Below are 13899 nucleotides of genomic sequence, written 5' to 3' on the forward strand. Positions count from 1 at the left end.
CGCGGCGGCATCCCTTCCCCACCCACACAACACCCCACAACCCGAACCAAGAAACGGTGATCACAATGAAGTGGAACAGCAAGGCGACCGCACTGACGGTCTTCGGCATCGCAGCGACTCTGACCCTCGCGGGCTGTTCGGGCGGAGCCTCCTCCGGTGGAGCCTCGGCCGGCGCAGACGGCTACAAGATCGCGTTCGTGCAGGGCGTCGCCGGGGATGAGTTCTACATCTCCATGCAGTGCGGCATCGAAGCCGAAGCCAAGGCCGAAGGCGCCACCGTCACCACCCAGGGACCGGAGAAGTTCGACCCCACCCTGCAAAAGCCCATCGTCGACGCCGTGGTCGCGTCCAAGCCCGACGCGCTGCTGATCGCGCCGACCGACGTGTCCGCCATGCAGGCGCCCATCGCGGCGGCCGAAGCCGCCGGGATCAAGGTGGTGTTGGTCGACACGACCCTGGAGGACCCCTCGGGTGCGGTGTCGCAGATCTCCAGTGACAACGAAGGCGGCGGAGCCGCGGCGTTCGAGGCGATCCAGAAGGCCAACCCGAACGGCGGGAAGGTCCTCGTCGTCTCCACCGACCCGGGTGTGTCCACCACCGACGCCCGCGCGCAGGGCTTCGAAGACGCCGTCAAGAAGGACAGCAAGTTCTCCTCCGTCGGGGTGCAGTACTCGCACAACGAGCCCTCCACCGCCGCGGAGATCGTGACGGCGGCCCTGCAGAAGGACCCCGACATCGTCGGCATCTTCGCCGCCAACCTCTTCGCCGCCGAGGGCTCCGCCACCGGTGTCCAGCAGGCCGGCAAGCAGGGCGCCGTGACGATCGTCGGGTTCGACGCCGGTCCCGCCCAGGTCAAGGCCCTCGAAGCCGGCACCGTCCAAGCCCTCGTCGCCCAGGAGCCCGCCACCATCGGCGAAGACGGCGTCAAGCAGGCCATCGCCGCCTTGAAGGGCGAACCCACCGAGGAGAAGATCCAGACCGGATTCACCATCCTCACCAAGGACAACATCAACGGCGACGGCAAGGACGCGGTCTACAAGTCCAGCTGCTGATCAACCCCGGATGCCGGGACCCCGACGCACACGCGGAGGGTCCCGGCATCCACCCCTCCCGCCCGGAGGCTTCGACAAGCTCAGCCACCGGACTCCCGCAACGCAAGCTCCCTGAGCCTGTCGAAGGGACCGGACCCACCGCCCGGAGGCTTCGACAAGCTCAGCCACCGGGCTCGCGCAACGAAGGTCCCTGAGCCTGTCGAAGGGACCGGACCCACCGCCCGGAGGCTTCGACAAGCTCAGCCACCCGGCTCCCGCAACGACCGAGCTCAGCCACCGGGCTCGCGCAACGCAAGGTCCCTGAGCCTGTCGAAGGGACCGGACCCACCCCTTCCACCCACACGGAGCCCCGCATGACCGACCTCACCGCCGCCGCCCTCCCCTCTCTCGCGGCGAACGTGTCCGTCCCGACGTACGACCGCTCGGCCGTGCGGTCGCGCATCGTGCACTTCGGCGTCGGCGGGTTCCACCGGGCGCACGAGGCGATGTACCTCGACCGCCTGCTCGAGGCGGGCCATACGGACTGGGGCCTGTGCGGCGTCGGGGTCCTCTCTTTCGACGCCGCCATGCGTGATGCCCTCTCCGCGCAGGACGACCTCTACACGCTCGTCACCACCGCTCCCGACGGCTCTTCCGCAGGCCGCGTCATCGGCTCCATCGTCGACTACCTCTTCGTCCCCGACGACCCCGAGGCCGTCGTCGCCAAGCTCGCCGACCCCGACACGGCGATCGTCTCGCTCACCATCACCGAGGGCGGCTACGGCATCGACGACGCCACCGGCACCTACGCCCCTCGCGACGAGGCGACGCTCGCCGACCTCGACGGCGCTCTGCCCCCTCGCAGCGTCATGGGCCTGCTGACCGAGGGACTGCGCCGACGCCGGGATGCCGGCATCCCGGCGTTCACGGTCATGTCGTGCGACAACATCCAGGGCAATGGTCACGTGGCCCGTGCGGCGCTCCTCGGCTTCGCCGAGCGCCGCGACCCCGAACTCGCACGCTGGGTCGCGGAGAACGTCTCGTTCCCCAACTCGATGGTCGACCGCATCACCCCGGTCACCACCGACGACACGCGTGCCGCGATCGCCGAGGAGTTCGGCATCCGGGACCGCTGGCCCGTCCGCGCGGAGTCGTTCGAGCAATGGGTGCTCGAAGACGCGTTCCCGGCCGGCCGTCCACCGTTCGACGAGGTCGGCGTGCAACTCGTCGACGACGTCGAGCCCTACGAGCTCATGAAGCTGCGGCTGCTCAACGCGTCGCACCAGGCGATGAGCTACCTCGGCATCCTGTCGGGGGCACACTACGTCCACGAGGTGTGCACCGACGACCTGTTCGTGTCGTTCCTGCAGGGCTACATGCACGAAGAGGCCATCCCGACCCTGCGCCCCGTGCCCGGCATCGATCTCGACGCCTACTGCGATCAGCTCATCGCGCGTTTCAGCAGCGAGGCGATCCTCGACACGCTCGCGCGTCAGGTCGTCGACGGCTCCGACCGTCTGCCGAAGTTCCTGCTTCCGGTCGTCCGTGCGCAGCTCGAGAGCGGCGGACGCATCGATCACGCCGCCCTCGTGCTGGCCGCGTGGAGCGTGTTCCTCGAGGGGAAGACCGAGACGGGCGAAGAGACGCCCGCGGTCGACAGCCGCCTCGAAGAGCTGCGCGCGATCGTCGCCGACGACCCGGTGGCCCTGCTCGACTACGCGCCGGTGTTCGGCGACCTGGGGCAGAACCCGCGCCTGCGCGAGGCCTATCGTGAGGCGCGCGCGTCGCTGGCCACCCACGGCGCGCGGGGCGCGATCGCTCGGGTCATCGGCGCCTGAGGCTCGTCCCTCCCGCCGGAGCGCGACTGGTCGGGACGGCGCCGCGCGGCACCCGAGCGGGCCCTACTCCTGGCGACGCCACGCGGCACCCGAGCGTCCCTGGTCGGGGCGGCGCCGCGCGGCACCCGGTCGGGCCACCTCAGGGCGCTGCCACACGGCATCCGCCCCTGGTCGAGCGCCCCTCCTCAGGGCGACGTCACGCGGCACCCGAGCGCCCCTGGTCTGAGCGGCGCCACGCGGCACTCGAGCGCGCCAACTCAGGGCGGTGCCGCACGGCATCCGAACGCCCCTGCTCGGGGCGACGCCATGCGGCACCCAAACGCCCCTCGTCTGAGCGACACCACCACCCCGCCAGAGCGCCATGCACGGCCTGAGCGCACGGATGTGCACAGCGGACCCCCGTCACGCACGACGAGCCGCCGTCAGAGGCCGCAGGACTCCCGCTCGACGAGCGACACATCGATCACGGTGACCTCGTCGAGGTCGACCCCGGTCTCGGGCTGCAGTCGCGCGAACACCCGTTCGGCGGCGAGCGCGCCGATGCGGCGCGGGTCCTGATCGATCACGGTCACGGACGGCGTCAGGGTGTCGGCCATGGGGAAGTCGCCGAAGCCGACGTACGGCATCGGCCGACCCCGCAGGACGTGCGCGAGAGCCATCGACGACCGCGCGTTCGCCGAGAACAGCGCCGTGGGCGGGTCGACGATTCCGCGGAGTCGTTCGAGGGCGGATGCCGCGGACTCGCGGTCGGAGACACCCGAGGCGACGAGGCGCTCGTCGACATCGACTCCGGCGTCGCGCAGCGCGCGGCGCCACCCCTCGACGCGCTTGGTCTCGGTGGAGAGGTGCACCATGTCGCCGATGTAGGCGATGCGACGGTGCCCGTGCGAGAGCAGGTGGGTCGTGGCGAGGTGAGCGCCGGCCTCGTCGTCCTCGGTGAAGGTGTCGGTGTGCAGCCCGAAGGGAGCACGGTCGACGAAGACGATCGGGGTGTGTCCGCGCCAGCGTTCCAGCCACGAGTGGTCGGTGCCGACCGGGGCGATCACGAGACCGGTCAGCTGGCGCCCGAGCAGAGACTCGAGGGCGGGACGCTCGTTTGCGGGGTCGTCGCCGAGACTCGTGACCAGGGTCGAGAGCCCGCGCTCGCGCGCGATGTCCTCGACGGCGCGCGCGATCGCGGCGAAGAAGGGGTCGACCACGTCGGGAACGGCCACGCCGATCACGGACGCGCGCCCGGCGCGGAAGGTGGTGGCGAGCGCGTTGGGGACGTAGTTGAGGTCGTGCATCGCCGCTTCGACGAGCGCGCGGGTATCGGGGAGGACGTGCGGGTCGTCGTTGAAGACCCGAGACACGGTCTTGGTGCTGACCCCGGCGCGCAGGGCGACGTCGCGCATGGTCGTCACAGGGCACCTCCGGGGTCGGGTCGGGCGGCGGATCGGCCCCGCCACCCTATCGCCCGCCCGGCATCGAGCCGGTCCGGCACCGCGTGCACCCGCGGAGCGGCCGCACGATGCGGGGCGGGCGACGGGGTCATCAGCGACCGTCGACGGCGTCGGCGAGCTCGCGCAGACGCGGCAGGGCACGGCCCGAGAGGAGCTCCTCGCGACGGTCGGCGTCGATCGAGAGGCTGTCCTTCCACAGCGACCGGCCGGCCATCGCGCCGGAGGCGCCGTTGGCGACGGCCGTGCGCACCTGCTCGATGAAGGTCTCGTGGTCGACACCGGCCGACAGGACGGCCCACGGCACGCCCTGAGCTGCCTCAGTCACGCGGGCGCTCGCCTCGGCGGAACCGGGGTACTGCAGCTTCAGGATCTTCGCTCCGCACGCCACCGCGAGCGCGGCACCGTCGACGACGAGGTCGGCGAACTTCGCCTTGTACTCCTCGTCGCTCTCGTCGTCGAGCTGGTAGGTGAGCAGTTCGACGATCAGCAGCAGGCCCTCGGCCTCGCAGGCGGCGACCAGATCGCGGATCTCGTGCGCGACGCGGGAGTCGGCATCCTGCTTGTCGGGCCGTGTGTACCAGAGCATCTTGGCGACGTCGGCGCCCTGCTCCCGGATCGAGTGCGGCGTGACCCCCGGGACGAAGCGCGTGTACTTGAGGCCCTCGACCGTCTCGGCACCCGAGGCATCGAGACCGACGACGAGGGCGGTGTCGCGGGCGAGCACGCCGTCGTCGACGATCTGCGGCAGCGCGACCTCGGGGTCGAGCAGGATCGCGGGGGCGTGGTTGGCGAGGTGGCGCACGAGGTCGGCCTTCACCTCGGCGAGTTCTTCGCGCGAGATGGCGTCGGAGCCGTTCGGAGCGTCCTTGATGGCGGCCTTCATGCCGTTGCGCTGGTCCGCGGCGACGATGAGCATGTGGCCGTCGGGGGTGCTGATCGACTGGAGCGCGCGGCGCTCGAGCGTGGTGAGTGCGTTCATGATCTCTCTTTTCTGGGGGTCTGTTCGCGCGTCCGGTCGGGATGAGCGCGGCGGGTGGGAAGTCAGGAGGGGACGGATGCCGAGACGAGGCGCCGCGCCATGTCGGCGGCTCCGTACGCGACGTCCTGCTCGCGGGTGGACAGGGACGGATTCGGGAGCACCTCGGCGCGGGCGCGCCGGACGCTGGCCATGCCCGCCCAGCCGCCGGTGAGGGTGGAGTGCGTGGCGGGGGCGACCTCGCGGTCCATGGCGGCGATGAGCTGGGCGATCTCGTCGTTGCTGTGCCGGAGCACGGCGCCGAAGATCTCGGCGGGGCTCGCCTCGGCGTGAAGGGTCAGACGCAGGACGCCGTCGTCGTTGCGGGCGCCGGTGACCTCGATCGCCCCGGCCGGCAGTTCCCCTTCATAGGAAAGGGCCATCACGGCGTCGTCGAGGGCGTCGCGACCCGCGCGATCGCTGATCCCGGCGGCGTGGAGAGCGCGGCGCAGCAGGAGCCCGGTCTTGACGCCCGCGACGAGCACGTGCTTGCCCGGCACGACGTGGCGCACCTCGTTGATGAGCGCGTCGGCGAGGCGCTGGCGTGCGGCGAAGCCCAGGGGCGCGTCGAGCACGCGCAGAAGGACCTCGGCGGTGCCGAGGGAGACGTGGTAGCCGTCGGCATCCAGGGTTCCGTTGGCCTGGGCGGCGACGAGGTGATCGTGGCCGGCGACAGTGAGGGCGGCACCCGCGACGCGGGGACCGAGAGCGTCGGATGCCACGCCCCAGGGCAGTCCGCCTCCGCGCAGCGGCGGCAACAGGTCGGCGTCGACCCCCAGCGCGTCGAGCATCGCGGGCCAGGCCGCACCGGAGTCCTGGTCGATGAGCCCGGTGCGTGAGGCGAGCGAGAGCTCGAGCGCCACGTCTCCCCCGAGGGCGGCGACGACGAACTCGGGGAGGTCGAGCCAACGCAGACCCTGGAGCGACGTGCCCTGGTCGCGCAGCCACGCGAGCTTGGCGACGCTCACCTGGGCGCCGAGGGGCAATCCCGTGCGTCCGGCGAACTCCTCGCGCACGACGGCGGGGAGCGCGGCGATCTGCTCCCACCCGCGCGGGTCGAACCACGCGAAGCCCGGGCCGGCGGCGACGCCGTCCGCGTCGATCAGGATGCCGGTCTCGCCCATGCCCGCGACGGCGAGCGAGGTGAGCGGGTCGGCGGTCAGAGGCGCGAGCTCGGCGTCCACCAGATCGATCAGCGCGCGAACTGCGGCGAGCAGATCGCCCGCGTCGATGTCGGTGGTTCCGCCCTCGCCCACACGCCAGGGTGTGGGCACCTGGGCGGCGGCGAGCTCGGTTCCGGCGTCGTCGATGACGAGCATCTTGATGCCCGTGCTGCCGAGATCGATGCCCGCGTGGAGGCGCGAGGGGCCCGTCGCCATGTCACCGGTGTCTTGCATGCGCGGCCGTCCTTTCCGGAACTTCTTCGAGTCCCGGAATTTCGAGCATGACACCGGTGACTTGCTACGTCTATCGTGGAGGTATGCCGTCGCCGTGTCAACTTCCCGATCCGCTCGCCGTCGTCGTCGCCGGGACCGCCGGGAGCGGCAAGAGCACGCTCGGCCGCGCGATCGCCGAGCGGCTCCGGGCGCCCTTGATCGACCTCGACAGCGTCACGACGCCCCTGCTCGACGCCCTGCCTGCGGGGGTGCTCGGCGACCACTGGCTCACCTCGCCGCACGCCGCCGCGATCCGCGCCGGACGCTACGCCGCACTTCGCGCCACGGCGGCGGATGCACTGTCCACGGCCGGCCGCGTCGTGGTCGTCGCCCCCTTCACCGCGGAGCTCGCGGGCGGCGCTGAGTGGGAAGCGCTGCGCGCGGCTCTCGCCCCCGCCGAGCCGCACGTCATCCACGTCGACGGAGACCCCGCGGTGCTGGCATCCCGTCGCGCCTCCCGGGGAGCGTCCCGTGACGCGCACCGCCCCGAAACCGCGCCCGTCGCACCCGCGATCCCGGTGATCACCGTGGATGCGGAACTCTCGACCGCGCAGCAGCTGGCCCGGGTGCTCCCTGCGCTCGGGCTCCGCCGGCCGGTCGACACGAGCGCAGACATCTTTACCCGCGAGTTCGACGCCGTGCTCTTCGACCTCGACGGGACACTGGTCGACTCCACGGCATCCGTCGTCCGCTCCTGGCGCCGGTTCGCCGAGCACTTCGAGGTGTCGATGGAGGCCCTGCACGCCAATCACGGACAGCCCGCGCGCACGCTCGTGGGGCATCTGCTGCCCTCCGACCGGCACGCCGAGGCGATCGCGCACGTCACCGATCTCGAGGTGACGGATGCCGTGGGCCTGCGGCCGATCCGCGGCGCCGCGGAGTTCTTCGCCTCGGTGCCCGCCGAACGTCGAGCAATCGTGACGTCGGGGTCGGTGCCGATCGCGACGGCTCGCCTCGCTGCGGCCGGCTACGCGCAGCCCGCGGTGTTCGTCACGGTCGACGACGTCGTCAACGGCAAGCCGCACCCGGAGCCGTTCCTCACCGCCGCCGCCCGCCTCGGCGTCGACCCGTCACGCTGCCTCGTCGTCGAGGACGCCCCGGCCGGCATCGCCGCAGCACGGGCCGCGGGGTGCGCGGTGCTGGCGCTGACCGGCACCACGGCCGATGAGGAGCTGACCGCCGACCTCGTCGTGGACGGCCTGGATGCCGTGCGGCTCGAGGTCACGGCATCCGGGGCGTTGCGTCTGGCTCCGGCCCCGCCCCTCGTGTGACGACATCGAGCGCAACGGGAACGGCGCGGCTCTCACGTCGTCCGACTGAGCGATCCCGGATGCCAGGACTCGGGCCCTCGGCCTGACTCCCGGCATCCACCCCTCCTCCGTCCACCGATTGCCACGATCTGTCGCCTCCGGCACCCCCGAAGCGACGAACTGCGGCAACCCCCGTCGCGCGGAGAGTCCCCGCGTCCCGGGGTTCCGCCCGACGCGGTCGCCGGTGGGGATCAGCCGATCGGCGTCGGCATCCGTTCGACGTCGTAGCGGACGACGCTGGACTCCCCGGTGGTCTCATCGAGCAGCTCGACCTCCCAGCGGTCGGTGAACTGGTCGACGCCGGCGATCATCGGGATGGTGCCCGAGATGAGGGCGACACCCGCCTGCCGCTCACCGCGCTCGGCGAGCACGTCGAGCCAGTACTGCGGCGACAGCAGTTCGCCCACGCGGCCGTCCTGAATGAGGGTGCGCTCGGTACCCACCCAGGCTCGCAGGCGCAGATCGTCGGCGCGCCCGCCCAGCGACGACAGGCGCCATGCCCGACGCCCGAGCACGTCGGGACCGGCGTTCTTGCTCCACGCCACACCGTGCACCTCGAGGGCGCGGTCGGTGTGGTCGCAGGCCACGGTCAGCAGCACGTCGTCGGCCGCGGGACCCGCGATGACGATGCCCCACTCGGCCTCGCCCGAGGTGCGCTCGTGCTGAGCCTCGACCAGGTCGCCTTGCCGGGCGAGGTAGGACGACACCGGGTACAGCGACGGGATCGTCGTCGGCGCGGGCACCCCGAGCTCCGCGAGTTCGTCGATGTGGTGCCGCACGGCGGCCTGGTCACGACCGGCGTACCCGGCGTTGTACAGGTGCTGCACGTCGACGGTGACGAGGGTGTCCTCGCCGATGATCTCGAACTCCAGAATGCTCACGTCGCCTCTTCTCGGTGTTACGACGAGAGAAAATCTCGCCGTATCGGTTGCGTATACGTCGTGTATACAGCAAGTATGAGGGGAACGGAAACGCACCGACGCGGTTCGCCGACACCAGATGGGACCCTCATGACGAACGTTCGACACGGAGCGCTGCACGGCCGAGAGCACAAACGCTCACTCGCCAAGGCCTACACCGCCAGCCTCACCGGCACCGCTCTGGAGTGGTACGACTTCGCCGTCTACTCCGCGGCCGCGGCCGTCGTCTTTCCGGCGCTGTTCTTCCCCGAGAGCGACCCGCTGACGGGCGCCCTCCTGGCCTTCTCGACCTACGCGGTCGGCTACCTCTCGCGCCCCGTGGGCGGCATCGTCTTCGGCCGACTCGGCGACAAGATCGGCCGCAAGAAGGTGCTCGTGATCACGCTCATGCTCGTGGGCGTCGCCACCTTCCTCATCGGCGTGCTCCCCACCTACGACGCCGTCGGACCGCTCGCCGCGGTCATTCTCGTGCTGCTGCGCTTCGCGCAGGGCGTCGGCGTCGGCGGCGAGTGGGGCGGTGCCGTGCTGCTGTCGAGCGAGTTCGGCACACCGCGACGGCGGGGGTTCTGGGCCTCAGCCGCGCAGGTCGGACCGCCCGCGGGCAACCTGCTCGCCAACGGCGTTCTCGCGGCCCTGACACTCATGCTCACCGACGAGCAGTTCCTGGCGTGGGGTTGGCGCGTCGCGTTCCTGCTGTCGGCCGTGCTCGTCGCGTTCGGCCTGTGGATCCGCCTCGCACTCGAAGACACCCCGATCTTCCGCGCGATCGAGCAGTCCGGCGACCGCCCCGAAGCGCCCATCCGAGACGTGTTCCGCCTCGAGGGCCGTGGCCTGCTCGCCGCCATCCTCTGCCGGCTCGCCCCCGACATCCTCTACGCGATGTTCACGGTGTTCACCCTCACCTACGGCCTGACACAGCTCGGCATGGACCGCTCGCAGGTGCTCACCGCCACCCTCATCGGCTCCGCGTTCCAGCTCGCCCTCATCCCGCTCGCCGGCTGGCTCAGCGACCTCGTCAACCGTCGCGTGCTGTACGCGATCGCGGCCGTCGCCGCGGCTGTCTGGCCGTTCGTCTTCTTCGTCATGATCGGCGGAGGGTCGCAACCTCTGTTCATCCTGGGTGTCGTGGTGGGCCTCGCGATCCACTCCTTCATGTACGGGCCCCAGGCCGCGTTCATCACGGAGCAGTTCAGCCCACGCCTGCGCTACACGGGCTCCTCGCTGGCGTACACGATCGCCGGCGTGTTCGGTGGAGCCCTCGCACCGGTGATCTTCACGGCACTGCTGAGCGCGACGGGCAGTTGGGTCGCTCCGGCGATCTACCTCGGGGTGGCTGCTGTGCTCACCGTGGTCGGCCTGCTGCTCGGGCGCAACCCCCAGCACGCCGAAGACGAGGAGTATCTCGACGTGCTCGCCTCGTCGCGCGTCGCGTCCTAGCGCGCCGGCGCCTGACCGGCGGACCGATGGGCCGCCGGTCAGGCGGGCCGCGGGGCAACTGGCCGCAGGTGGATGGTCCGCGGGTCGCGACAGGCCGTAGGCCAACGGGCCGCGGGTCTTCCGCCCCTGCCGGGGCGTGCGTCTTAGGAACCGGTCAGAATCGTGCGGAGGGTGATGTTCAGATGGTCGTCTATGGCTTTCTCGGCGGCGGCCTGATCCCCCGCGCGCAGGGCATCGACGATCGCGCCGTGCTCGTGCGTGACGGCCTGCCACCGCGACGGACCGATGCCGAGCGCGGCGATACCGACGCGCACCTGACGCTCGCGCAGCGCCGCATAGCTGCGCGAGAGCAGGGTGTTTCCCGCGGCATCCACGAGCGCCTGGTGGAATTGGCGGTCGAGCTCGATGCACGCCCGGGCCTGTTCGAACGAAAGGCGATCCAAGCCCTCGGTCACGGCCTCCTGCCGACGCATGATCTCGGCGAGCGCCTCGTGCGGAGACACGTGCTGCGACAGCGCCCGCTGCACCGCGAACCGTTCCATCAGGCCACGCATCTCCATCAGCTCAGCGGTCTCGCGCGGCGTCAGCGCCGCGACGCGCGCACCGCGCCGCGGTTCGAGGTCGACGAGCCCCTCCGAGGCCAGGATGAGCAGGGCTTCGCGCACCGGCGTGCGCGAGACGCCCACGGCGTCGGCGACATCCTGCTCATTGATGAAATCACCCTCGACCTCGGGGTCGGTCAACAGCACACGAAGGTGTCCGAGGGCACGGTCGCGGCCGGACCGCGGCTCAGCTGAAGGCATACATCAGGTATACAACACGGGGAGACCCGTCACGAAGGAGACACTCATGCGCATCGCCCTGGCCCAGGTCGTCGCCGGTTCCGATCCCGTCGAGAACCTCGACATCATCGCCCGCGAGACCGAGAGAGCGGCCGCCGACGGCGCCGACCTCGTCGTCTTTCCCGAGGCGGTGATGTGCCGATTCGCCGGCCCCGATCTCGCCGAACTCGCTCAACCGACCGACGGGGAGTGGGCCGGTGAGGTGCGCCGCATCGCCCGCGACGCGGGGGTCACCGTCGTCGTGGGGATGTTCACCCCGGCTGCGACCGCCGATCGCGTGCGCAACACCCTGCTGGTCACCGGCGGGGTCGAGGCGCGGTACGACAAGATCCACCTCTACGACGCGTTCGGATACCGAGAATCGGATGCCGTCGAACCCGGGGAGCACCCCGTCGTCTTCGATCTCGGCGACGTGCGCATCGGGGTGGCCACGTGCTACGACGTGCGCTTCCCCGAGCTGTTCCGCGCTCTCGCCGACGATGGCGCGCAGCTCGTGATCGTCTGCGCATCGTGGGGCTCGGGCCCCGGAAAGCGCGAGCACTGGGAACTGCTGACGCGCGCACGCGCCCTCGACACGACCAGCGTGGTGGTGGCGGTGGGCCAGGCCGACCCGCGCACGATCGGCCGCGACGACGGCGTCGGAGCACCGACCGGCATCGGCTACAGCGGTGTCATCGGAGCCGACGGCGCCGACGTCGTGCGTCTCGGCGACGCGCCCGACACCGTCGTCGTGGACCTCGCCGACGCGCTCGCCGCCGTTCCCGACACCCGGGCGAAGATCCCGGTCCTGGCCAACGGCCACCGCGTCTGACCCCCGTTCCTCCTACGGGGGTGAGGGCTCAGCCGCGGAACGTCAGCCGCGTGGTGGCGACGTCTTCGGCGAGCGAGCGGCTCACCCCCGTCACCGCGCCCAGGAACGCGTCGCGATGCAGGGACAACAGCGTCGTGTCGGTGAGGGCCGTGACGGTCGCGGAGCGCGGGGTGTCGTACAGCAGGGCGATCTCGCCGAAGAAGCTGCCCGCGTCCTGCGTGCGGAGCAGGCGCCCGTCCTGCGTCACCTCGACGCTGCCCGCCTCGATGACGAACAGCTCGTCGCCGTCGTCGCCCTGCGTGACGACCGCGGTTCCGGCCGGCACCTCGACGCGCACGAGCGAATGCGCCAGCGACTCCTGCGTCGCCGGCGTGAGCGAGGCGAACCACGGAATCCGCTGGAGCAGTCCCAGCGACTCCGGTGCCCGCAGGCGGCGGTCCATCTCCCGCATCCGCCGCAGGCTCAGCAGCGCCACAGCCGCCACGGGCACGGCGATCACGACGAGCGACCACCGCAGGCCCACGAGGTCGAGCAGTGGCACCATGGCGAGCGAGCCGAGGGCCTGCGTGGTGATGTAACAGGTGTCGAGGGCGCCGAACACTCGCGCCATCCGGTGCTCGGGCGTCATACGCTGCACGATGGTGTCGAGGTTGATGTCGACGACCGGGTTGGCCGCCCCCACGATCAGCAGCACCGCGATCACGATGCTCACGTGGGGCACGAGCGCGACGAGCAGCAACGGCACCGACCACAGCAGCACGCCGAGGGTCATGTCCCAGCCGAGCCGCTGCCGCGACGCGCGCGCGATCGCAACGAGCCCGCCGACGAGGGCGCCCACACCGAGAACGGCCTCGAGCAGCCCCACCCCCTCGGCGCCGGTGCCGACGATCTGCACAGCGATCACGACGAGCAGCACTTTGGCTGCACCGCCGAGGAAGGTCTGCGCGCACACCTGGCCGGTGACGACACGCAGATCACTGCTGCCGAACACCGTGCTGAAGCCCGCCGACAGCTCTCGCACGAAGCTCCCCGCCTCTTCATGTGCAGCGACGGCCACCGGATTGAGCCGCGAAGGGGGACGTATCAGCACGATGGCGACGACGGCGATCGTCAACGCCACGACGGTGACCCCGAAGACGACGGGCACGCTCGTGACGAAGAGCAGCAGACCGCCCAGGGCCGGTCCGATGAAGACGGCGAGACTCTCGAGGGTCCCGCTGGTGGCGTTCGCGGCGGCGAGCTCACGCGGATGCGCGGCGAGGGTCGGCATCCACGCGCGCTGCGCCGTGCGGAAGGGAGCCACGAGCACACCCGCCGCCCCCGCGAGGATGTACACCGGCCACGGACTGTCGACCTCGGCGACGAGGCAGACGGCGGCGGCGGCGATCACCGCGATCCGGATGCCGAGGGTGATCAGCAGCGTGGTCCGACGCGACAGACGGTCGCTCACCGCCGCGGCGAAGGGAGCGGTGATCGCGGCCGCGGCGAGACGGGCGGCCGTGAGGATCGCGACCGCCGTCGCTCCGCCCTCGCCGAAGGCCCACACCGTCACGGCTGTCGCGAAGGCGAGATCGCCGATCAGCGAGGTGAGCAGTGCGTACTGCATCCGTGCAAGGTTGCGGTTCGCGAATACCGACACGATCGACTCGCGGGTATCGCGGAGCACACCCAGGAGGCGGGCGGCGGGTCGGGCAGTCATCGCGTCACCTCGGCATCGGAGCCCGAGCGTCACCGCCGGGAAACTTTCCCGAATGCTATCGGCCGGCGGTCGCGTCCCTCACGCGGCCGGCGCTTCCGGCCCGGAGCACTCCCGCCCC

11 protein-coding genes are annotated in these 13899 nt (G+C 71.1%); 5 read left to right on the forward strand and 6 right to left on the reverse strand.

Features of this window, described 5'->3' with window-relative positions:
* The first annotated feature begins 65 nt into the window (after positions 1-65).
* Both AB0O24_RS14130 and AB0O24_RS14135 read left to right on the forward strand, forming a co-directional pair.
* On the forward strand, positions 66-1052 hold the full coding sequence (locus tag AB0O24_RS14130; protein ID WP_363375784.1) for an ABC transporter substrate-binding protein: 987 nt from the start codon (positions 66-68) through the stop codon (positions 1050-1052).
* A 353-nt stretch (positions 1053-1405) separates the two neighbouring features.
* Complete coding sequence (locus AB0O24_RS14135) at positions 1406-2869, forward strand: mannitol dehydrogenase family protein (RefSeq protein WP_363375728.1); 1464 nt, start codon at positions 1406-1408, stop codon at positions 2867-2869.
* 422 nt (positions 2870-3291) lie between these two features.
* Here the strand turns inward: AB0O24_RS14135 and AB0O24_RS14140 are convergent, their stop codons facing one another.
* The 3 genes from AB0O24_RS14140 to AB0O24_RS14150 all read right to left on the reverse strand — a co-directional run bounded on the left by AB0O24_RS14140 (position 3292) and on the right by AB0O24_RS14150 (position 6723).
* Positions 3292-4263 (reverse strand): LacI family DNA-binding transcriptional regulator, encoded by a 972-nt coding sequence (locus AB0O24_RS14140; RefSeq protein WP_363375787.1) that lies wholly within the window; start codon positions 4261-4263, stop codon positions 3292-3294.
* Between the two features lie 139 nt (positions 4264-4402).
* Entirely contained in the window at positions 4403-5290 is an 888-nt protein-coding gene (locus AB0O24_RS14145; protein WP_363375731.1) for a hypothetical protein, read from the reverse strand.
* Between the two features lie 62 nt (positions 5291-5352).
* The gene (locus AB0O24_RS14150) at positions 5353-6723 is read right to left on the reverse strand and encodes an FGGY family carbohydrate kinase (RefSeq protein ID WP_363375733.1); all 1371 of its coding nucleotides are present in this window, start codon (positions 6721-6723) and stop codon (positions 5353-5355) included.
* Between the two features lie 83 nt (positions 6724-6806).
* On the opposite strand from AB0O24_RS14150, the gene AB0O24_RS14155 reads away from it, so the two are divergent.
* Positions 6807-8033 (forward strand): HAD-IA family hydrolase, encoded by a 1227-nt coding sequence (locus AB0O24_RS14155; protein WP_307384926.1) that lies wholly within the window; start codon positions 6807-6809, stop codon positions 8031-8033.
* A 230-nt stretch (positions 8034-8263) separates the two neighbouring features.
* Here the strand turns inward: AB0O24_RS14155 and AB0O24_RS14160 are convergent, their stop codons facing one another.
* On the reverse strand, positions 8264-8953 hold the full coding sequence (locus AB0O24_RS14160; RefSeq protein WP_275796268.1) for a DUF2848 domain-containing protein: 690 nt from the start codon (positions 8951-8953) through the stop codon (positions 8264-8266).
* Between the two features lie 129 nt (positions 8954-9082).
* On the opposite strand from AB0O24_RS14160, the gene AB0O24_RS14165 reads away from it, so the two are divergent.
* Positions 9083-10429 (forward strand): MFS transporter, encoded by a 1347-nt coding sequence (locus AB0O24_RS14165; RefSeq protein ID WP_363375736.1) that lies wholly within the window; start codon positions 9083-9085, stop codon positions 10427-10429.
* Positions 10430-10572: 143 nt separating this feature from the next.
* On the opposite strand, the gene AB0O24_RS14170 is transcribed toward AB0O24_RS14165, so the two are convergent.
* Positions 10573-11232, reverse strand: coding sequence for a GntR family transcriptional regulator (locus AB0O24_RS14170; protein ID WP_275799788.1), 660 nt, complete (start codon positions 11230-11232; stop codon positions 10573-10575).
* A gap of 46 nt (positions 11233-11278) precedes the next feature.
* Between AB0O24_RS14170 and AB0O24_RS14175 the strand changes: the two genes are divergently transcribed.
* Positions 11279-12082, forward strand: a complete 804-nt coding sequence (locus tag AB0O24_RS14175) for a carbon-nitrogen hydrolase family protein (RefSeq protein ID WP_275799789.1) — start codon at positions 11279-11281, stop codon at positions 12080-12082.
* Positions 12083-12110: 28 nt separating this feature from the next.
* On the opposite strand, the gene AB0O24_RS14180 is transcribed toward AB0O24_RS14175, so the two are convergent.
* Complete coding sequence (locus AB0O24_RS14180) at positions 12111-13781, reverse strand: MFS transporter (RefSeq protein ID WP_275799790.1); 1671 nt, start codon at positions 13779-13781, stop codon at positions 12111-12113.
* Positions 13782-13899: the final 118 nt, after the last annotated feature.

Origin of the sequence: Microbacterium sp. NPDC086615 (assembly GCF_040686055.1) — a bacterium.
Taxonomy (GTDB): Bacteria; Actinomycetota; Actinomycetes; order Actinomycetales; family Microbacteriaceae; genus Microbacterium.